Origin of the sequence: Ochrobactrum teleogrylli, assembly GCF_037482325.1 — a bacterium.
GTDB lineage: Bacteria > Pseudomonadota > Alphaproteobacteria > Rhizobiales > Rhizobiaceae > Brucella > Brucella teleogrylli.
Window position 1 is genome coordinate 1,055,735 of sequence record NZ_JBBHKQ010000001.1, and the last position, 18,196, is coordinate 1,073,930.

Below are 18,196 nucleotides of genomic sequence, written 5' to 3' on the forward strand. Positions count from 1 at the left end.
AGCCTCACACCGCCGCGAGCAAATCGTCGAGCATCGCGCTAACCGTCGTCAATACGCGGCTCGATGCCTGATAGGAATGTTCCAGATCGAGAAGCAGCGCCATTTCGGTATCGATATTGACACCGTTGGCGTTGGACATGGCCTGATCGGCCTGGGTCGCTACCGTCTGGTTGTAGTTATATTCGTTGTTGGCCGTCTGACGCTTGCCTTCAAGCCAGCTGACCGAGGACGAACCATAATCCGTCAGGCTCGCATTGGCCTTGAGCCCGGCTGCGGCGTCGAAGGAAAATGGCGTCGAAAATGCTTCGTTCAGCGCCAGCAGACGGTCGGTGAAACCGGCGGCGTTTTCCGCATTATAAACATAGTCGGCGCCATTGGCGCCACCGTCACGCAGATAGGTCGGGTTGCCGCCCTGCGCGGTGACGAATGCGGAGGAAACCTTGATCGAGCCTGCAATGCCAGAGGTCAGGCCAGCGCCCGGCACTGCTGGCGAACCAGACCAGCCGAACAGGCCGGTTTGATCCGCGCCGCCATTGCCGGACTGGTCCGATTCGGAAAACATGGTGACGAGGCCGCGTGCGATCTCGTCAAGCTGCATCTGGTATTGCGGCGCAATCTGATCGCGCAATTGGAGAAGCCCGCTGAGACGACCCGTGCCATAAGGCTGGTCGAAAGTATCGTGGCTGAGCGGCACGCCATCCACCAGCACGGCATTGCCGGCTGTGCCAGCCGTCAGGCTGCCCGATGGCGCAAAGGTCACGGTGCGTGCCGTGGTCTCAAACAGCGTCACGCCATTATCGGCGAAAATGACCATGTCATTGTCGCCGCGCGTCATGGTGGTGATGCCAAGCTCGCCGGAAATCTGCTTGAGGAGCGAATCGCGCTGATCCAGCGCATCGGACACGTCACGCCCGGCGCGCGTGCCGCTGACCACATCCTTATTGACCTGTTCGAACTTCGACAGAAGATCGTTGATACTGGCAACCGACAGCGCGATTTCGCTATCGGCATCCTCGCGCAGCGTCTGCACCTGCTTGGTGCCGTCATTCAGCGCATTGGCAAGCGCCTGCGCCGTCGACACGACGCTATCGCCGAGCGACGAATTGGACGGCGATGCCGCATAGGTCTGGAGCGCATCGCGCAAATCGCCCATCAGCGCCGATGGCGAACCGGAATAATTGTCGGCGGAATAAATCGACGAAAGGCGGTCAAGACCGCTTGCGAGAGCCGACGAAGAGGCCGCCGTGCTGTTGGACTGGATGTAGCGATTGAACAGCGCTTCATCCGCCGAACGGGTGACATTCACATAAAGCGAGCCATAAGGCCCGGAAACGAGGGAAGCAGTGCGGCGCGAATAGTCGGGATCGTTCACGCCAGCAATATTGCGCGAAACAACCGATGTCTGCTTGGACGTGGCCGCAAGCGAACTCTTGGCCGTCGATAGAGCAGAACTAAGTGACATCCTTTTCCCCTCATCCAAATCGCAAACCGCGACCCGTAATGTAAAATACGGCGTTTGCGGGAAAGTCGCCCTTCCCGCAAACGCTCAAACTATCTCTTCAGATTGACCAGAACGTCCATGAGTTCGGAGCCGGTCTGGAAGACTTTCGAATTGGCCGTATAGCTGCGCTGGGCTTCGATCATGTCGGTCAGCTCCTGCGCGATATCGGCGTTTGATTCCTCAAGCGAGCCCGACATGATCTTGCCCATGCCATCGCCCTGCGGATAGCCGACCCTCACCCCGCCTGATGCGGCGCTTGGCGAAAACACGTTGCCGCTCACCACCGTCATGCGGTCGGGGCTGGCCACGGTTGCCAGCGGCAAACGATAGAGCACCTGCTGCGAGCCGTTTTCATAAATCGCGACGACCGAACCGTCCGCGCCCACATCGACGCTTTGCAGCGACGATGGCGCCTGACCGTTGATGGTGGCCTGCGAGATCGTGTAGTTGCCTGTACGCGCCGTCGACGCGCCGAGATTGAGATCGAGCGTACCGCCATTATAGCCGGTCAGATCGACAGAAATATTGCCGCCGGAAACCACCGCGCCCGTCGCGGGATCGAAGGTCAGCGTGCCCGTGCCGATTTCAACATTATCGGCAGCGTTCTTGACCGAGACCGACCAGGTATCATCCGCGTTCTTGGTGAAATAGACGTCGAGCTTCACCGCCTCACCGGCATTGTTGTAGGAGATGAGCGACGTCTTGTGGTTATAATCGCCTGCCGTCGCAGGAGGCGTGTCGGTCGTCGGCAGGTTGACCGTGAAGGTGCCGTTCGTGCTGCCGATTGCCGTAAGGTCCGGCGCATTGACATTGACGATCGAGAGGCCGTTCAGGTCTGGCGCGACATTGCCGTCAGCCGATCCGAGCAGGTAATAGCCCGCCGTATTGACCAGATTGCCATCCTTGTCCGGCACGAACGAACCCGCGCGCGTCAGATAGGTTGCGCCATCCGCGCCCTGCACGAGAAAATAGCCGTTGCCGTCAATGGCAAGGTCGGTCGTGGACGACGTGGAGCGGATGCCGCCCTGATCCGAAATACCGTAACGCACCGAAGTCAGTACGCTGCCGGAATTGTACTGGCCGCCACTGCTCGGCAGAACAAGCGAGGAAAACTGCGTTTCGGCGCGCTTGTAGCCGATCGTGCTCGCATTCGCGATATTGTCCGCGACAGCCGAGAGACGGTTGGCCTGGGCATTCATGCCCGAAACACCCGTCCGCATCATACCGTAGAGACTCATTGCCAGCTCCTGAGAATTTTAGCCGAGAATTTTAGAACTTGTTACGATTCTAACGTGCCATGCTTGCGTGAAGCTGTAGCTTCGCGAGATTTTTGATTTTTTACCGGGAATGCAGTGCAGCTTTTGAGACGGAAATCCGTTTTAAAACTGCCCGAAGCCTTGAACGCGGAACACAAGCAAACCATTCACACAATGAACGGGGCACTACTCGATGCTGATGCAGTAGCCGAGGAAGCGCTTGGAATCGATGGGATCGAAACCAAGTTGCTCGCGCAACTTCTTGCGCAGCTTGCTGATGTGGCTTTCCACGACGTTTTCTTCGACTTCACTGTCGAAGATGCCGTAGATCGCACCAAAAATCTGCGCCTTGTTGATGCGGCGACCGCGATTGGCGATCAGATATTCCAGTATGCGGCGCTCGCGGCGCGGCAGCGGAAAATCGACGCCATTGATCTGTGGATCGCGCCCATCGGAAAAAACGCGGATCGGGCCAAGCTCGGTGCCGGTTTCCGCAACGCTCTGCGCGCCTGCGGCGCGGCGGCGGATCGCATTGATGCGGGCGAGGATTTCGCGCACGTGGATCGGCTTGCGAACGACATCGTCAACCCCGGATTGAAAAAGCTCCAGCGTATGCTCCAGCGAGGGACGGTCGTTAAGGGCGATGACGGGGGCCTTGCAGCGTTCACGAATTCGGGCAGGAAGACGATGCTGGGTTGCGCATTCGCCAATGAGGAACGCTTCGACGGCCATAATATCCTGCCGCGGAACAGTCTCTACCCATTCATCAAAATCTGCCGGTGTGAAGCCCGTCGTCGTGATGCCTTCACGGCCAAACCAAGAGGCATAGCCTTCAGTGACAATATCTCTGTCATCCACGACGACAATCATCGGCCCGCCTTCCGAATCAATATGTTAGCCCAAGCAAGACAGAGGTAACTGGCGGAGTGACTCGGCGACAATGGCAAGAAATTGCCCGCAATAAATTGGGAGGCATTTTAGCATTATCTAATTTTATGGGAATCGTGCAGATTGCATTGCACCTTGTAATGATAGCCAGGCGAACCTTAACGAGAGGTTAACGGCTCACGATGTTTTACGATTCATTACAAGGGGTTAATTATCGCTAACCTAAATTAGTCCCCAATCCTTATGACAATCACTGATTGCAGGGTTGCAAATGGCGTGTATGCGACACCGCTTTACAACCATTAAAAATTTAATGATTCACTGATGGTCCAGGGAGGCCGCCCGTTACGCTCCGCAAAATATTTTTGCGTCTGGCGTCCAGTTTCCGAAGCCCGTCGCGACCATATTTGCCATCACCCGGCAGACATATCGCTTCTGTGCGGGATTGTTGTTCGGGCCTGCATGATAGCGCGCGACAGCCATCGTCCAGTTGCCTTCACGGGTGTGAAGCTGCTTGAGAAAGCGCGCCGCGTAATCGACATTGAGGCTCGGCATCAGCATGGCTGCGACCGATGGAAATTCCTGCCCGTGATAGTAGTAGTTGATCTGCATGCAACCGAGATCGATGAGCTTGGCTCCCCCGGCGCGCACCTCGGTAAAACGCTTGAGGGCGGCCCCTTGCGACGGCAGAAATTCCGCCCGGCCCTCAATATTCATCGCATAGGGTTGCAGTGAATTCTTGCGCCCGGTTTCCGTCAGGCCGACAGCGTAGAGGATGCCGAGCGGCACGTCATAGCGCGCCGAAGCGCGATGCATTTCACGCTCGCAGACATTCTCCGCCAGAGCGGCACTGGCGTTACACAACCAGACCGCGACTGCGGCCAGCAGTGCCTGCAACAGTGTCGCGCGCCGCAGTTTCGGAACCTGTCTGCTTGCCGGACCGGTCTTGTCCCGTTTGGCTGGAATCACCATTCTGCCTGCCCTCGCCGCTTGCAAACTGAGCCTGTGCCTGAGATTGCGCGCCATTGCGGCCATCGAAGCCGCCTTGCATATTGAAGGCCTGTTGCTGGCCGGATGATTGCTGTTGCGCGCCGGCCTGCTGCTGGCCAGCGCCTTGCCCCGCCGCCGTGTGCTGGACCGCGCTTGCCGCAGTGCGGTCTGTAACCGTTACGGAGATGCGGGCATCGTCCGCGATACCGGCACTTTTCAGCGCCTTCTCGATGATCGAGCGGTCAGCGGAAAGCGCTTCAGCGGCCTGCGCCTTATCCGCGACCAGATGCACTTCTACACCGTCCGGCACAACGCGGATGCGCGCCGTCACCTGCCCCAGATCGACGGGATCAAGCCGTATTTGAAGCGTCTTCACCGAACCAAAGCTGCGCTCGGAAACCACCTGCACATCCGCCACGCGAACCGCCTGCGGCGTGGCAGTCGCCACCTTGCCATCCACCGGAGCAGCGGACTTGCCAGCGGCTTGCAGCGGCTGGAAGACACCGCGATCAGCATTGCTGGAATTAGCCGGCTGATTACCCGCTGGCTTTTCGGCTTTCATCAGATCGGTAAGGTCTGCATCGGCATTTTCAGTTGGCTTATCCGACTGCGCGTCGTTCGTGTCGCCCGACACAGCCTCGCCGGATTTGGAAGACGGCTTTGCACTGACACCAGGCTGGAGATTCTGAGCTGCCTCGGCCTTCCGCCTCATGTCGCTGACGGTATCCGCTCCGACCTCAGCACCCTCGCCTTCAACAGCGTTCGGATTCATGTCGTCCGATTGCGCCAAAGCAGCTTTTCCAGCCTTTTTCGCGAGATTTTCTGTGGCGGAATTGTGGCTTTCGCCGTTCAAATTGGGCATATTGGCGGCCAAAGAAAGGACATTCTGTGTCACGGCCCAGTTTGTCCCTTGCGTGGACGCATCCGCTTTCTGCTCATCGGGCTCATCGCTGAGCGCAGTATCGGCGTCATCGCCCTTCGCGACCGGCTTGCCATGCGGCTTTTCCAGAAGCGCGCCAAACAGCTGCGACGGCTCGGAATTTTCCTGCCCATCCACATTTGCCTTGCCTTGCCCATTGCTTTGCTGGGGCGCCAGACTGCGGGTCGGCGACGCCATCCGTCCGGCCTGACCGAGCAAAATATCCACGCTCATTGAATGGTCTCCCCTAGCAAAGCGTCGATCTCGGCAAGTTTGCGCCGGGCATCGTCCATGGTCTTCTGCAGATCGTCAGTTGGCTGCGCCGGTGTCGGTTTCCAGCCCGCAACCGGCGACGAAGCCGGTATTGCGGCGGGCGCGGTAACGGGTGCGTCCGCCACTGCCATAGCAGGCACCTTGCGGTCCTCCACAGCGGGTTCAGGCGCTGCTTTTGCTGGCGGCAGTGCGCTCGGCGCGCGGGTCACGACCGAGCCCACCGTCTCGGCTGCCTTCAACAGCTTTCGGTCAGGTTCCTGCAGGCGATCAGGCGAAATCTGCGACAGTTCACGCAAGGCGCTGCCCGCCGAATCGGAGGCGACATCGCTTGCCGCCGCATAGAGATTGGCGCGGGTCGGATCGGCTTTGAGTCGGTCGGCGAGCTTGCGCGCCTCCGCAGACATGAAACGCGCCCGCTCCGTCTGGCCGTCCACCAGAGCGCCGCGCGCAATCTGGAGATAGAGCGAATATTGCATCACCGGATCGGCGGCAGCGATCAGCTTCACCAGTTCGGCATTGCCGATGCGGTCATTGAGCTTGAGCGCCGCGCTGACGAATTGTCCCATGAAATCACGCATATAGGGCGAGCGGGGAAAGCGCTGCAGATAGTTGCGCGCCAGCATCCGGATCTTTTCCGCATCGCCAAGCTTGGCTGCAATCGGCATCGAACGGCGGATCGCCGCTTCCTCGAACAGCGTGCCCGGCGCTTCGAGCCGCACCTGATCAAGCCGCAGCAGCGCGGTCGCCGGATCGAAGGCTGTCATCTGGCTTGCGGTCACGAGCACGATGGAGGCTTTCAGCTCCGAAGGCACATCCGGCGACAGCGGAACGGAGAACAGCTTGACCACTTCGATCATCTGCCCGGAGGCATAGGCCAAAGCACCCTTGACCAGTTCCTGCGGCACGACATCCGACTTGAAATCGGCCAGAACCTTGCGCACCGCGTCGGGATTACCGCCATTAAAAAGATAGATGATCGCCGCATAAATGTTTTCGGGATTATCCCATGCTTCCTTCGGCGCGCGCGCCATGTCGGCGCTGATGAAAGCCAGAAGCTTGTTCAGCATGACCACGGCTTCCGGCTTTCCCGCCACCACCTGATCCTGCAACATGCGCAGCGAACGCACGAGCTTGTAAGGCTCAAGCACCGGCAAGGCTGCGCCCGCACTGCCGCCCTGTTGCGCCTGTGCAAAGACATGCACCGGCGCTCCGGCCAGCGGCAGGCTCATGGTCAAGGCAATCATCAGGGAGCGCTGAACAAGCCGCTTCATGGGGCAGACTTGAGGAAAATATCGATGCGGCGGTTTTCAGCCGCATTCGGGTCATTGGCGATTTTCGGCTGGCGGTCGGCATAGCCTTCAACGCGCAACACGCGCTTTTCATCCAGCCCGCCGCGCACCAGCATGTAATAGGCCATCTGCGCGCGCGCCGACGACAGACGCCAGTTGTCATAGCTTGCGCTTTTGAACGGGCGCGAATCGGTGTGACCGCTGATGATGACTTCGCCGGGCTGGCGGGAAATCACCTGCGCTATGCGTTCCAGCATCTGCACCACGCGCGCATCAGGCTTGGCAGAGCCGATTGTGAACATGCCGTAGTCGATCTTGTCGGTCAGCTGGATCATCACGCCGCCCTTGACCGGAACCACCGTTACATCCGGCATCGGCTCAGCCTTGCTGCCCGGCTTGGCCGCAGCGGGCTTTTCGCCTTCCGCAGCCTTTTTCAGTTCCGCAATGAGCTGTTCCTGATCTTTTGCCGGCGTTTCGGCGGGTTTTGCTTCCGGCGTTTCCGGCTTGGGCGGCGTGGAGGGCGCGGCATTCGGCGGCGTCAGCTCGTCCGCGGCCTTGCTCGACCAGTAATCCGGGCTGAAAGGATCGCGATAGGCATCGCCGCCGTCGGCACCGGTGGCGGGACCGGATTGCGACGTACCGCCGTCACCCTTGGCTGACTGATTCTGCAACACACCGGTTTCATGCGCCAGTTCCGACAAAACCGCATAGGGTTCGCGGAAAAGCTGGCGCTCCTCCTGCTCGCTCGGCGGCACGGTCGTGGCGTCGTTGATGACCTTGGTGCTGTTTTCGACCTGCTGGTCGCTTTCATAGCGAACCTTGCCATCCTTCTCATCGACATCCTGCACGCCCTTGGGGCTGGAATGCCGGTCCATCAACTTGACGGGATTAAAATAGCTGGCGACAGCCGCCTTGGTTTCCTCATTGGCGGCATTGATCAGCCACATGACGAGGAAGAACGCCATCATGGCGGTCATAAAGTCGGCATAGGCAATCTTCCACACGCCGCCATGGTGGCCGTCATGGTCGTCATGCCCGCCACGGCGAACAATGATGATTTCGCGCTTGGTTTCGGGATCGATGCTCATTGGACCGCAGCCTTCAATTCATCAAGAAGCGGCGCGATGCGCGTTTCCAGCACCCGTTCGCCAAAGGAAAAGGACAATTCGTCCGACGCGTTTTCGACAAACCGGCAGCCGGAGGGTAGCAAAGCCGCATGGTGGCGTAGCGGGGCCAGCAGTCCTGCCGGACCGGAGATTTCCGGCGCTTCGCCTTCCAGCGCCAGCGCCGCAATGCGGTGGGCAAATTCTGCAACCGCGTCCTGTTCAAGCTTTCCGACGAGAAGCGGCGCTAGAATCTCGGCAATCTGGCCGGAAAAACTCTGTTCCAGCGCAGTCAGTGCTTCGGTCAGGCTGCGCGCCAGCAACAGCGCCTGCTCCCGCGAAAAGGCGGCGCGAAGATTTTCGATTTCCGTCTCATGCTCGCGCAAAAGCCGGGCCTTCTCAGCTTCGTAAAGCGCTTCGGCTTCTTTATGGCCTTCCTCGCGGCCAAGCGTATGGCCTTCGGCATGACCGTTTTCAAAGGCGGAGCGCTTTTCTTCCTCGGCTGCGATGAGGGCCGCCATTTCCGCCTTTTCGGCAGCGGCAAGCTTATCCGCAAGGGCCGCCGCTTTCGGGTCAATCGCTTGGGTGCGACGAACCGGCTCCGGCTTCAACGGTTGCGACGGCGCAGGGGCGGCGATGATCTCCACAGCCTCATCCGCCACGCGATGGGTCGAAAAATCAGGAAGGTAACGGCTGAGGGAGAGCGCGCTCATTATCAGGCAGCCTCAAGCTCCGGTGCATCGGCCCGTTCGGCATGGACAGGCTGCTTCACGGCGTTTCCGTTGATCCACTGCTTGAGAACGGCGGCAACGCGCTCCTCATCCATCTCGATCATCTGTTCCAGACGAAGCTTGGCGGGCATGCGCATGCGCTGGCGCAAATCGCTGAGGCTGGTCTTCATCTGGTCGGCATAGGCTTCGGGCCCGCCGATCACAGCCTGCTGGCCCTCGCTGCCTGCCTGTGTGCCGACGAAATTCGGCGTGGCAACCTCACCCGCTTCGCGGATGGCGACTTCCGTGCCCACTGGTTTCGCGGTCTGGTCACGCAGCAGCGGACGCAGGCCAAACCAGATCAGAAGACCAACTGCGGCGAGGATGGCCAGCGCGTTGACATAGCTTCCGCTTTGGCGCAGCAGCGTATCGGTCCATGGCGCCGAAACCGGCTCCATATCCGCACCAGCCGGATCGAGGAAATTGACGGCGGTTACATTGATGACATCGCCGCGATCCGCATTGAGACCGGCAGCCGTGGCGACGAGATCGCGAATCTTGGTGATCTGCTGATCGACGAAATTGGCAGGCGGCGGCGTGGTGCCAGCCGTTTGCAGCAGGCGGGCCTGATCAATGACGACGGCAATCGACAGGCGCTTGACGGAATAACCGTCGCTCACCGTCGCAATCGTCTTGCTGTTCATTTCGTAATTGGTCAGTTCCTCACGCCGGTCGGTCTTTTCCGATGAGGTCTCGCCATTGCGGTTCTGGATTTCTTCCTGCGGGATGTTCTGTTCCACACCCGTCGCGTTGTTATCGCGGTTGTTGCGGGAATCGCCGCTTTCGCGCACCACGCGGACCGAACGTTCGACACGCGATTCGGGATCGAAGGTCGTCTCGTTGATCTGGCGGCGATCAGTGTCGAGCGTCGCCTGCACGCTGGTCTGGAAATGGCCAAGACCAAGATAGGGTGCCAGCGCCTTGCGGATGCTGTCGTCCACATTACCGGCAACCTGCTGTTCCAGCGAGGCGGTCATGAGAGCCGCGCCATTGGCGGCCTCGCCAGCGGAGGCGAGAAGCCGGCCATTGGTGTCGAGGACGGTGACCGACGATGCATCGAGCGACGGTACGGCGGCGGCAACGAGCTGGCGAATCGACTGCGCCGAATCGGCGGCAAAGCCGCCTTCCGCGCGAATGACCACCGAAGCGGACGGCTTCTGGTCGCCACGGCGGAACGAGCCTTTTTCAGCCAGAACGATATGCACGCGGGCGGCCTTCACGCCGCGAATCGCCTGAATGGTGCGGGCGATTTCGCCTTCAAGCGCGCGAACGCGGGTGATTTCCTGCATGAAGGAGGTGAGGCCCAGCGAGCCCATATTGTCGAACAGCTCGTAACCGGCATTGTTGGAGGTGGGCAGGCCCTTTTCGGCGAGATACATGCGGGCGGTTTCCGCCTTGCCGATCGGCACCAGAATGGAGGAACCATCCGACTTCACGTCGAAGGGAATGCCCGCTTCGCCGAGTGCCAGGCCCATGCGGTTCACGTCATCGCGCGACAGGCCGACATAAAGCGTCTCATAGGATGGACGGCTGAGATAGAAGCTCGTGTAGAGGATCGCTCCCATCAGGGCGGCCCCCACAAGCCCGAGCGCAACAAGCTTGCGCACGCCAAGCTTGCCAAGCGTTCCCTTGAGCTGTTCGATCAATTGCTGGATATTCTGCTGCATCGACACCACCGCCATCATGATGGATGCAAACTAGACCGCGAAGCTTGCGCGAAAGTGGCGGCTGATAAAGCACGTGCTTTCTGAACGCCGAAACGAAGCGGGGCGCGGAATTGATCCCGCGCCCCTTTTCCGCCCAAAGACATCCGGTCCGATCAGGTCGGTCCGGATGCGAACCCCTGATTTGCCTGAGAACTCGCGAGAGCCGGTGACCCGCCTCTCCGTTTTATCTACTCAGTTATCGATTAGCCGCGGAACAGCGACAGGATGTTCTGGTTCGACGAGTTGGCAATCGACAGAGCCTGAACGCCAAGCTGCTGCTGAACCTGGAGAGCCGACAGACGTGCCGATTCCTTGTTCATGTCAGCATCAACGAGCTGGCCAACGCCCTTTTCGATCGAGTCCGAAAGACTCGAAACGAAATCCTTCTGCATGTCGATGCGTGCCTTTGCGGCACCCAATTCGGCAGCAGAGGTTGCCATCGAGCCGAGAGCGGCTTCAACGTCGGTCAGAATCTTGTCAAACGCTGCGCCTTCGTCGGCTGCGTCATAGCCCGTAACGCCAGTCACGTCGCTGACGTCGATGGACAGGATCGACTGTCCCGACGCACCAGTGGTCTTGTCGAGAACGCCGGTGGTGCCACCGGTATCGATCAGACGGGTGCTGGAGTAGTTCACCGAAATCGTGCCGGTGGTCACATTACCCGAAGCGTCGCGGTTGTAAGAGGTGATGACGTTGAGCGCGTTGCTTTCAGCCACTGCCGGAGTTGCAGTAGGATCAGCAGTGTCCTTCGTCGAATCCGAGGTCAGCAGGTTCGAACCGGCGTAGTTGGCGCCAGCGACATTGTCCTTGAGCTGAGCAACATAGGTTGCAATTTCGCTCTGGATCTTGGCGCGATCTTCAGTGCCGGAGGTCTTCGCGAGAAGAACCTTCTGCTTGATCTGATCGACGACTTCAATCGCCTTGTTCATAGCCGTGTAGGCAGTGTCAACCTTGCCAGCGCCGAGGCCGAGGGAATCCTGAACGACGGAGTTGGCCTTGTTGTCCGAACGCATGGTCGTTGCGATGGACCAGTAAGCGGCGTTGTCGGATGCACCGGCGACCTTGAGGCCAGTCGAGATACGGTTCTGCGTTGCTTCCAGCGACTTGTTGGTCGTGGAAAGGGTCTGAAGTGCAGTCAGAGCTGCCGAGTTGGTCAGAATGCTAGCCATTATTTTGCCCCTTGGGAAAAATCATACAGAGGGACAGGCCGGACTTACCGGCATAGTGGAGCGGCATCATGCCTGTCTCCGCTGTCGCAGGGACCCACCATGTGCCGACGTTTAAAACCCAAATATTAAAGTAATGCTAATTTATTTTGCCGAATTTTACCGATCTCTCAGATTTTGACGCCGAATTTTGCCGGACGCTTTGGCAACTGTTCCAAATCGGGTCAGGAGAACGAGCGAATCAGGCTTCCGACCAGAATATTCCAGCCGTCGATCAGCACGAAGAACAGAATCTTGAACGGCAGCGAAATCACTGTCGGCGGCAGCATCATCATGCCCATGGACATGGTGAGCGTCGCCACGACCAGATCGATCACCAGAAACGGCAGCACGATCAGGAAGCCGATTTCAAAGCCGCGACGCAGTTCCGAAATCATGAAGGCCGGGACCAGCACGCGGAAATCGACGATGCCATCCTCCCCGGTGCGGAAGGACGGATCGGCAAGGTCTTCGAACAGGCGCAGATCCTTGTCGCGCACCTGACCCATCATGAATTCGCGAAAGGGCTGCGAAATCTCGGTCAAGGCTGCCTGTTGCGTTATCTCGTTACGCATCAGCGGCTGCAAGCCATTGTTCCAGGCGCGGTCGAAGGCGGGCGCCATGACATAGAAGGTCATGAACAGAGCGAGCGAGATCATCACCATGCTGGCAGGCGCGGTCTGGAGACCAAGACCCGAGCGAAGCAGGGAAAAGGCTATGGCGAAGCGCGTAAAGCTCGTCACCATGATCAAAAGGCCGGGCGCGATGGACAGTACGGTCAAAAGACCGAAGAGCTGGACAATCTGGCCGCTGGCCGCACCGCTGCCTGCGGGTAGCAGATTATCCAGCGTCAAGGCCTGTTGGGCCTGTGCCGAAACGGTGAGTGCGAGCGTCAGGAGAACGCTTGTACCAAGGAGTTTTTTCATTCTACGACCAGTGCCGAAATAAAGACCCGGTCCACCGCGCCTTCCGAGCGCAGGCGGGCGCGTTCTTCGAGATCGGCGCGCAGATAGGCAAGCCCTGCCGCGCCTTGCAATTGCATGAGATTGACACTGCGCAGGAAGCTCAGAAAATCATCGCCGACACTGGCCGCCATGGCCGCCGGTATTTCATGACCGGGCTTGGCGACCAGCGAAGCTTCCAGCCGTACCCAAGTGTTCTGCGGAATGCCGAGATTGGTGATGATCGGCTTTAGCGGCACAACCGCGCCGATGGAGCGCGATTCGAAATCGCCCGGCTTCGGCTTGTCTTCCTTGGCCGTGGTCTTGGCAAGCGCCTGCTGGTCGGCGGAAATCATACCGCCCAGATACCAGCCGCCACCGGCGGCGATAGCGGTAAGAGCAACGACCGCCGCCAAAAGCCCCATCATGGAGCCTTTGGCCTTGCCGTCTTTCTTGTCCAGTGCCGTGTCGCTCATCGATGCTCAGCTTTAAAAAGGAGAAACCTGATCGAGAATTTGCTGGCCGTATGGCGGCTGCTGCACCTCGCTCAACCGTCCACGACCACCATAGGAAATGCGGGCTTCGGCGATCTTGTCGTAGGAAATGGTGTTGGAACCGGAAATATCCCGCGGACGCACGACACCGGCGACATTCAGCACACGCAACTCATTGTTCACGCGCACCTCCTGCGAGCCGCGAATGATCATGTTGCCGTTCGGGAGCGTGTTGGTGACGATGGCCGCAACCTGTAGGCTGATATCCTCGCTGCGCTTGATTGTGCCCTTGCCCTTGGACGAGCTGTCCGAATGGGTGTTGATGGAACCGTCCATGTCGCCGCCAGCACCGGCGCCCGTGCTGCTGCTGGTCGCGAACGAGCCGCCCGCGCCATAAATGCCTTTCGACACCCGCTCGCGATCGGTCTTGTTGTCGAGATTGGCGCGGTCATTGATGGAAATGATGACGGTCAGCACATCACCCGGCTCGGCCGCGCGCGGGTCCTTGAAGAAATTGGTCGAGCGCTGGTTCCAGAGCGAATAATCCGGCTTGGCCGGACGCGACGGATAACCATTATATTGCGGATTGTTGTTCATGCCGAGATTGGCGGCAACCGGCGACAGGTCCGGCGCACGACCGATTTCTTCCGGCTTCATGGCGCAACCGGCCAGAAGCGCCAGAGCGGTGGCGGCGAAAATGGTCTTGTTCATGCGTCCTGTCATTGCACCGTATTCCCGGTTTGCGCCTGAGCGCGCTGGTCCTTCACCGCCGGTGGCGTTGCGCCCGTGCGCTGCGATCCGACGATGATGCGTGCGAGCTTTGCTGCCTTTTCCGGCGGCATTTCATTCAGAATGATGCTCGAAACACGCGGGTTGAGCTTGAGGATCAGGGCTGCCGCCGCCTCATCGCCGATCATGGCCATCTGGGCTGCCGCTGCATCCGGCTTCATCTTGGAAATGATGTCGACCAGCGAATCCTGCGCCTTGCTGACGAACTCGTCGCGGCGCTTCAGCCACATCTCGTATTCCTTGCGCTTTTCTTCCAGCGCCTGCATCCGCTCGTCCACCTCGGCCTTGAGGTCGGTGAGCTGCTTGGCCTGCAACGAATAGCGGGCGTCTGCGGCCTGATTGTCGATATTGCCGCAGAACTTGCGGATTTCATCCAGATTGCCGAGGTTCGCAGGTGGCGCGGAAACAGGAACCGCCGCCGTTGGGGCCACAGTTGGCGCTTGCGGTGCAGGCGATGCCACCTCCTGCGCCAATCCCGGCAAGGCGCTGGCAAAAAGCAGCGCCAAAGCCGAACCGGTGCGGATTGCCAGTTTCACGATCATGTCTGCTGTCATCCCCGGCCTCATCATTGCACCACCAGTTCCGCGTGAAGCGCGCCGGAAGATTTGATCGCCTGCAGGATAGCGATGATGCCGGTCGGCTTCACACCCATCTGGTTGAGGCCCTTGACCAGATTTTCCAGATTGGCGCCGGTCAGAATCCCGATCTTGGCATTGGGCTGGTTGACGGCGATATCGGTGTTCGGCTCCATCGCCGTCACACCGTCGCTGAATGGTTCAGGCTGCACGACCATCGGCGTTTCGGTCACGCGCACCGTCAGGCTACCATGGCTGATTGCCACTTTGGAAATGCGTACTTTCGAACCGATGACCACCGTGCCGGTACGCTCATCCACCACCACGCGCGCCACCTCATCCGTGATGATCGGAAGGCCCTCCAGCTCCGCAAGAAAGCGGGCGGCGGGCACATTTTTCGGACGGGACAGGCGGATGGTCTTGGCATCGCGGGCAATCGCCACACCGCGCCCATAGCGGCGCTTGGCGAAGATATTGATCGTATCGGCGGTGCGCACGGCAGTCGTGAAATCAGGATCGCGCAGCTCCACGATCATCTCGCTGTCCTTGCCGAAGTTTCCGGCAACCTCGCGCTCGACCAGCGCACCGTTTGGAATGCGGCCCGATGTCGGCACGCCCTGCGTCACGGTGGCTGCATCGCCTTCGGCGGTAAAGCCGGACACTATCATATTGCCCTGCGCAACTGCATAAATCTGGTTGTCGGCGCCCATCAGCTGCGTCATGACGAGCGTGCCACCCTGCAAGGAGGTGGCGTCGCCGATGGACGAAACCGTCACATCGATGCGCGAGCCGGAACCGGCAAAGGCGGGCAGATTGGCGGTCACGATGACCGCTGCCGTGTTCTTCGAACGCGTGGAATTGCGCGGCGCATTGATGCCGAGATTATCGAGCATGGCGCGCATGGACTGTTCGGTGAAAGGCGAGTTGCGCAGGCTGTCACCCGTGCCCTTAAGGCCGATCACCAGACCGTAACCAACGAGCTGGTTTTCACGCACGCCCTGAATGGTCGCGATATCCTTGAGGCGTGCCACAGCGCTGCCACGACCAAGTTCAGCATAGGCCATCTTGGACGGATCGCCGCCTGCACCCAGCCAGTCGGCGTCCGCTTCGACGGCGGTGCCGAAATCCTTCACATTCTTGGCCGACTCATCCGCCAGAACCGCAACAGGTTGAAGCGCGAGAGCCAGAACGGTGATCAGCGTTGCCCAGGTTTTTCTCACCGCATCCCCACTTGAACACGGCCATCGGCCAGTATCGTGCCGGGCACGATGACGCCGCTGTCGCTGTTGCGTACCTTTATGAAATCGCCTGCCGCCCCGGACTCGAGCGGTATGCCGACGGCTGTGATCGTCATGACACCGGTGGAGAACACCATCGTCACCGGCTCGCCACGCTTGACCAGCGACGGCTCCGAGAGGGCGGCGACGAGGATCGGCTTACCCGCGATCAGCGTCTTGCGCGCGACCTTGCCGTCAGCCTGATCCACCGACAGCACATATTGCTGCGCGGCGGGCGCACTGATGTAAAACTTCTTCTCGACCAGCGCGACATTGCTGACGACCTGTCCGGGATAAACGGTCGCCGAAGGCACAACGAAAGCGATGCGGTCGGTGGCCGAAGCCCCCGAGATCGCAGCAGCGGCAAAACCGGCCACTGCGGCAGCAGCCAGTGCGGCGCGTCTGAACCGTGAACGGGCTTTGATGTCGTTTCCTTGGGCGCGTTTCATGGCGATCACCGTCAGCGCATGTTCTTCGATACAGTCGCCGCCATTTCGTCGGCGGCCTGAATGACCTTGGAATTCATTTCATAGGCGCGCTGCGCCGTAATCAGATCGGTGATTTCCTTCACCGGATCGACATTCGATGCTTCGAGATAGCCCTGCTTGACCGAACCGAAACCTGGATCGCCCGGATCGCCGACCAGCGGCCCGCCGGAGGCTTCCGTCTCGCGATAGAGATTGTCGCCCAGAGGTTCGAGACCGGCTTCATTGGTGAAATTCGCAAGCTGAAGCTGGCCGAGCGGGGTGATCTGGATGCCGTTCTGTTCCTGAATCTTCGCAAAGACCTGCCCGGTATCGCTGACGGTTACTTCAAGCGCATTTTCAGGAACCACGATGCCCGGCTGGACAATATTTCCGTCGAGCGTCACCAGCTGGCCATCGGCATTCTTGTTGAATGCGCCAGCGCGGGTATAGAGCGTTTCGCCGGTCGGGCTCTGGATCTGGAACCAGCCCTGCCCGGTCAGCGCCAGATCGAATGGATTTCCGGTCTGGTTGAAGCTGCCCTGAATATGCAGGTTGCGCACCGCCGCCGTCTGGACACCAAGGCCGACCAGCGCGCCTTCGGGCACAATGCTCTCATTGGCCTGATTGGGAACGCCTGCCGTGCGCTCGGACTGGTAGAGTAGGTCCGAAAACTCGGCACGCGCGCGCTTGAAGCCCGTTGTATTGATATTGGCAATATTGTTGGCGATCACTTCCAGATTGAGCTGCTGGGCGTTCATGCCGGTTGCGGCAATCGTCAGGGCTTTCATGGCGCGTCCTCAGTGCGAGATTTCCAGCAGAGCTGAAAAAGGCAGAATGGAGTTGGTGTCTGAATCAAAAAGCGGCAGGCCGCGGCGAAAATGGTGATTTCGAGAACCGGAGCGGAGCGTACATTTGGGTACGTGAGCACCGGAAGTGTAGAAATCGCCATTTGCAGACCGGCATGGCGACTTTTGGAATAGACACCTAGATCGACATGCGGCTGATCTCGAGATATGCCTGCACGATCTTGTCGCGGATCGCGATTGCGGTCTGGAGCGACTGTTCAGCTTCCATGACGGAGCTGACCACCTCATTCACCGGCGCATCGCCCTTGATGCCCTGAATGGAGGTGGCTTCCGCCGCCTGCAATTTCTGGCCGACCGAATCCGTCATCTGCGACAGGACTTCACCAAAGGATGCGCCCGGCGTTGCGGGAACAGCCTGCGGAGCCACCGTGGAAGCGGCAGAACCGACGCCATTCCCGGCGACGGTTTCGGAAAGGCGCGACAGCGCATTGCGCGCCGAAATGCTCATGATCGAGTCGTACATTATGTGCTCCTCAGGAGATCGATGGTCATCGAGATCAGCTCACGCGCCTGCCTGACGACCTGCAAATTGGCTTCATAAGAACGGTTGGCTTCACGCATGTCCGCCATTTCGACGACCATGTTTACGTTGGGGTAACGGACATAGCCGCGCTCGTCGGCGGCGGGGTGGCTCGGATCATATTGCTCGACGAAGGGTGAGGTATCCTTGCCCACATCGGCCACGCGCACTTCTGCGGCGCCCGTGCCATGTTCCAGCTCGGTGCGGAAGGAAACGGTCTTGCGGCGATAGGGATCGTCGGTCGCCGTCTGGCCCGTCGACTGGGCATTGGCGATGTTTTCCGAAACGATACGCAGACGTGTCGATTGGGCCGAAAGGCCGGAGGCTGCGATCTTCAGGGAATTCTGCAAGGCGTCGGAAGACATGG

The 18,196-nt window shown here is 59.6% G+C and carries 19 protein-coding genes; all 19 read right to left on the bottom strand.

The genetic code is table 11. The annotated features are described in order from the left end of the window. Positions 1-4: 4 nt before the first annotated feature. Positions 5-1,462: a flagellar hook-associated protein FlgK gene (gene flgK / locus WIX40_RS04895; RefSeq protein WP_339438871.1), complete on the bottom strand. Its 1,458-nt coding sequence runs from the start codon at positions 1,460-1,462 to the stop codon at positions 5-7. Between the two features lie 89 nt (positions 1,463-1,551). Continuing rightward, a complete protein-coding gene (locus tag WIX40_RS04900; protein WP_109367881.1) occupies positions 1,552-2,739 on the bottom strand; it encodes a flagellar hook protein FlgE in 1,188 nt (395 codons plus the stop codon). 204 nt (positions 2,740-2,943) lie between these two features. Continuing rightward, positions 2,944-3,627, bottom strand: a complete 684-nt coding sequence (gene ftcR, locus WIX40_RS04905) for a flagellar transcriptional regulator FtcR (RefSeq protein ID WP_109367882.1) — start codon at positions 3,625-3,627, stop codon at positions 2,944-2,946. Positions 3,628-3,990: 363 nt separating this feature from the next. Beyond that, positions 3,991-4,461: a transglycosylase SLT domain-containing protein gene (locus WIX40_RS04910; protein WP_319080433.1), complete on the bottom strand. Its 471-nt coding sequence runs from the start codon at positions 4,459-4,461 to the stop codon at positions 3,991-3,993. A 40-nt stretch (positions 4,462-4,501) separates the two neighbouring features. After that, positions 4,502-5,788, bottom strand: a complete 1,287-nt coding sequence (gene fliK / locus WIX40_RS04915) for a flagellar hook-length control protein FliK (RefSeq protein ID WP_140024574.1) — start codon at positions 5,786-5,788, stop codon at positions 4,502-4,504. Beyond that, a complete protein-coding gene (locus WIX40_RS04920; protein WP_339438874.1) occupies positions 5,785-7,098 on the bottom strand; it encodes a chemotaxis protein in 1,314 nt (437 codons plus the stop codon). The genes fliK and WIX40_RS04920 overlap by 4 nt, the downstream gene beginning before the upstream one ends. Beyond that, a complete protein-coding gene (locus WIX40_RS04925) occupies positions 7,095-8,204 on the bottom strand; it encodes a flagellar motor protein MotB (RefSeq protein ID WP_339438876.1) in 1,110 nt (369 codons plus the stop codon). Before WIX40_RS04925 ends, WIX40_RS04920 begins: the two co-directional genes overlap by 4 nt. After that, positions 8,201-8,932, bottom strand: coding sequence for a hypothetical protein (locus WIX40_RS04930; protein ID WP_339438878.1), 732 nt, complete (start codon positions 8,930-8,932; stop codon positions 8,201-8,203). Before WIX40_RS04930 ends, WIX40_RS04925 begins: the two co-directional genes overlap by 4 nt. A gap of 2 nt (positions 8,933-8,934) precedes the next feature. After that, on the bottom strand, positions 8,935-10,671 hold the full coding sequence (gene fliF / locus WIX40_RS04935) for a flagellar basal-body MS-ring/collar protein FliF (protein WP_140024751.1): 1,737 nt from the start codon (positions 10,669-10,671) through the stop codon (positions 8,935-8,937). A gap of 227 nt (positions 10,672-10,898) precedes the next feature. Next, complete coding sequence (locus WIX40_RS04940) at positions 10,899-11,864, bottom strand: flagellin N-terminal helical domain-containing protein (RefSeq protein WP_140024578.1); 966 nt, start codon at positions 11,862-11,864, stop codon at positions 10,899-10,901. Positions 11,865-12,085: 221 nt separating this feature from the next. Next, on the bottom strand, positions 12,086-12,826 hold the full coding sequence (fliP, locus tag WIX40_RS04945; protein ID WP_339438881.1) for a flagellar type III secretion system pore protein FliP: 741 nt from the start codon (positions 12,824-12,826) through the stop codon (positions 12,086-12,088). Next, positions 12,823-13,317, bottom strand: a complete 495-nt coding sequence (locus tag WIX40_RS04950; RefSeq protein WP_124915240.1) for a flagellar basal body-associated FliL family protein — start codon at positions 13,315-13,317, stop codon at positions 12,823-12,825. Before WIX40_RS04950 ends, fliP begins: the two co-directional genes overlap by 4 nt. A 12-nt stretch (positions 13,318-13,329) precedes the next feature. Beyond that, positions 13,330-14,058, bottom strand: a complete 729-nt coding sequence (flgH, locus tag WIX40_RS04955; protein ID WP_371831102.1) for a flagellar basal body L-ring protein FlgH — start codon at positions 14,056-14,058, stop codon at positions 13,330-13,332. Next, on the bottom strand, positions 14,055-14,678 hold the full coding sequence (locus WIX40_RS04960) for a MotE family protein (protein ID WP_235858966.1): 624 nt from the start codon (positions 14,676-14,678) through the stop codon (positions 14,055-14,057). Before WIX40_RS04960 ends, flgH begins: the two co-directional genes overlap by 4 nt. Positions 14,679-14,689: 11 nt before the next feature. Next, positions 14,690-15,919 carry a flagellar basal body P-ring protein FlgI gene (locus tag WIX40_RS04965; RefSeq protein WP_109367890.1) on the bottom strand — a complete coding sequence of 410 codons (1,230 nt, stop codon included), beginning with the start codon at positions 15,917-15,919 and terminating at the stop codon, positions 14,690-14,692. Beyond that, positions 15,916-16,440, bottom strand: coding sequence for a flagellar basal body P-ring formation chaperone FlgA (flgA, locus tag WIX40_RS04970; RefSeq protein WP_371830900.1), 525 nt, complete (start codon positions 16,438-16,440; stop codon positions 15,916-15,918). The genes WIX40_RS04965 and flgA overlap by 4 nt, the downstream gene beginning before the upstream one ends. Continuing rightward, positions 16,437-17,231: a flagellar basal-body rod protein FlgG gene (flgG, locus tag WIX40_RS04975; protein WP_109367891.1), complete on the bottom strand. Its 795-nt coding sequence runs from the start codon at positions 17,229-17,231 to the stop codon at positions 16,437-16,439. Before flgG ends, flgA begins: the two co-directional genes overlap by 4 nt. Positions 17,232-17,427: 196 nt before the next feature. Then, a complete protein-coding gene (gene fliE, locus WIX40_RS04980) occupies positions 17,428-17,772 on the bottom strand; it encodes a flagellar hook-basal body complex protein FliE (RefSeq protein WP_339438889.1) in 345 nt (114 codons plus the stop codon). Beyond that, entirely contained in the window at positions 17,772-18,194 is a 423-nt protein-coding gene (gene flgC / locus WIX40_RS04985; RefSeq protein ID WP_339438891.1) for a flagellar basal body rod protein FlgC, read from the bottom strand. The genes fliE and flgC overlap by 1 nt, the downstream gene beginning before the upstream one ends. Between the last annotated feature and the right edge of the window lie 2 nt (positions 18,195-18,196).

What these genes read in the sequence shown, in the direction of transcription:
- flgK (WP_339438871.1), bottom strand. Translation starts at nt 1,462, where the DNA reads ATGTCACTTAGTTCTGCTCTATCGACGGCCAAGAGTTCGCTTGCGGCC.
- WIX40_RS04900 (WP_109367881.1), bottom strand. Translation starts at nt 2,739, where the DNA reads ATGAGTCTCTACGGTATGATGCGGACGGGTGTTTCGGGCATGAATGCC.
- ftcR (WP_109367882.1), bottom strand. Translation starts at nt 3,627, where the DNA reads ATGATTGTCGTCGTGGATGACAGAGATATTGTCACTGAAGGCTATGCC.
- WIX40_RS04910 (WP_319080433.1), bottom strand. Translation starts at nt 4,461, where the DNA reads ATGCATCGCGCTTCGGCGCGCTATGACGTGCCGCTCGGCATCCTCTAC.
- fliK (WP_140024574.1), bottom strand. Translation starts at nt 5,788, where the DNA reads ATGAGCGTGGATATTTTGCTCGGTCAGGCCGGACGGATGGCGTCGCCG.
- WIX40_RS04920 (WP_339438874.1), bottom strand. Translation starts at nt 7,098, where the DNA reads ATGAAGCGGCTTGTTCAGCGCTCCCTGATGATTGCCTTGACCATGAGC.
- WIX40_RS04925 (WP_339438876.1), bottom strand. Translation starts at nt 8,204, where the DNA reads ATGAGCATCGATCCCGAAACCAAGCGCGAAATCATCATTGTTCGCCGT.
- WIX40_RS04930 (WP_339438878.1), bottom strand. Translation starts at nt 8,932, where the DNA reads ATGAGCGCGCTCTCCCTCAGCCGTTACCTTCCTGATTTTTCGACCCAT.
- fliF (WP_140024751.1), bottom strand. Translation starts at nt 10,671, where the DNA reads ATGGCGGTGGTGTCGATGCAGCAGAATATCCAGCAATTGATCGAACAG.
- WIX40_RS04940 (WP_140024578.1), bottom strand. Translation starts at nt 11,864, where the DNA reads ATGGCTAGCATTCTGACCAACTCGGCAGCTCTGACTGCACTTCAGACC.
- fliP (WP_339438881.1), bottom strand. Translation starts at nt 12,826, where the DNA reads ATGAAAAAACTCCTTGGTACAAGCGTTCTCCTGACGCTCGCACTCACC.
- WIX40_RS04950 (WP_124915240.1), bottom strand. Translation starts at nt 13,317, where the DNA reads ATGAGCGACACGGCACTGGACAAGAAAGACGGCAAGGCCAAAGGCTCC.
- flgH (WP_371831102.1), bottom strand. Translation starts at nt 14,058, where the DNA reads ATGACAGGACGCATGAACAAGACCATTTTCGCCGCCACCGCTCTGGCG.
- WIX40_RS04960 (WP_235858966.1), bottom strand. Translation starts at nt 14,678, where the DNA reads ATGACAGCAGACATGATCGTGAAACTGGCAATCCGCACCGGTTCGGCT.
- flgG (WP_109367891.1), bottom strand. Translation starts at nt 17,231, where the DNA reads ATGAAAGCCCTGACGATTGCCGCAACCGGCATGAACGCCCAGCAGCTC.
- fliE (WP_339438889.1), bottom strand. Translation starts at nt 17,772, where the DNA reads ATGTACGACTCGATCATGAGCATTTCGGCGCGCAATGCGCTGTCGCGC.
- flgC (WP_339438891.1), bottom strand. Translation starts at nt 18,194, where the DNA reads ATGTCTTCCGACGCCTTGCAGAATTCCCTGAAGATCGCAGCCTCCGGC.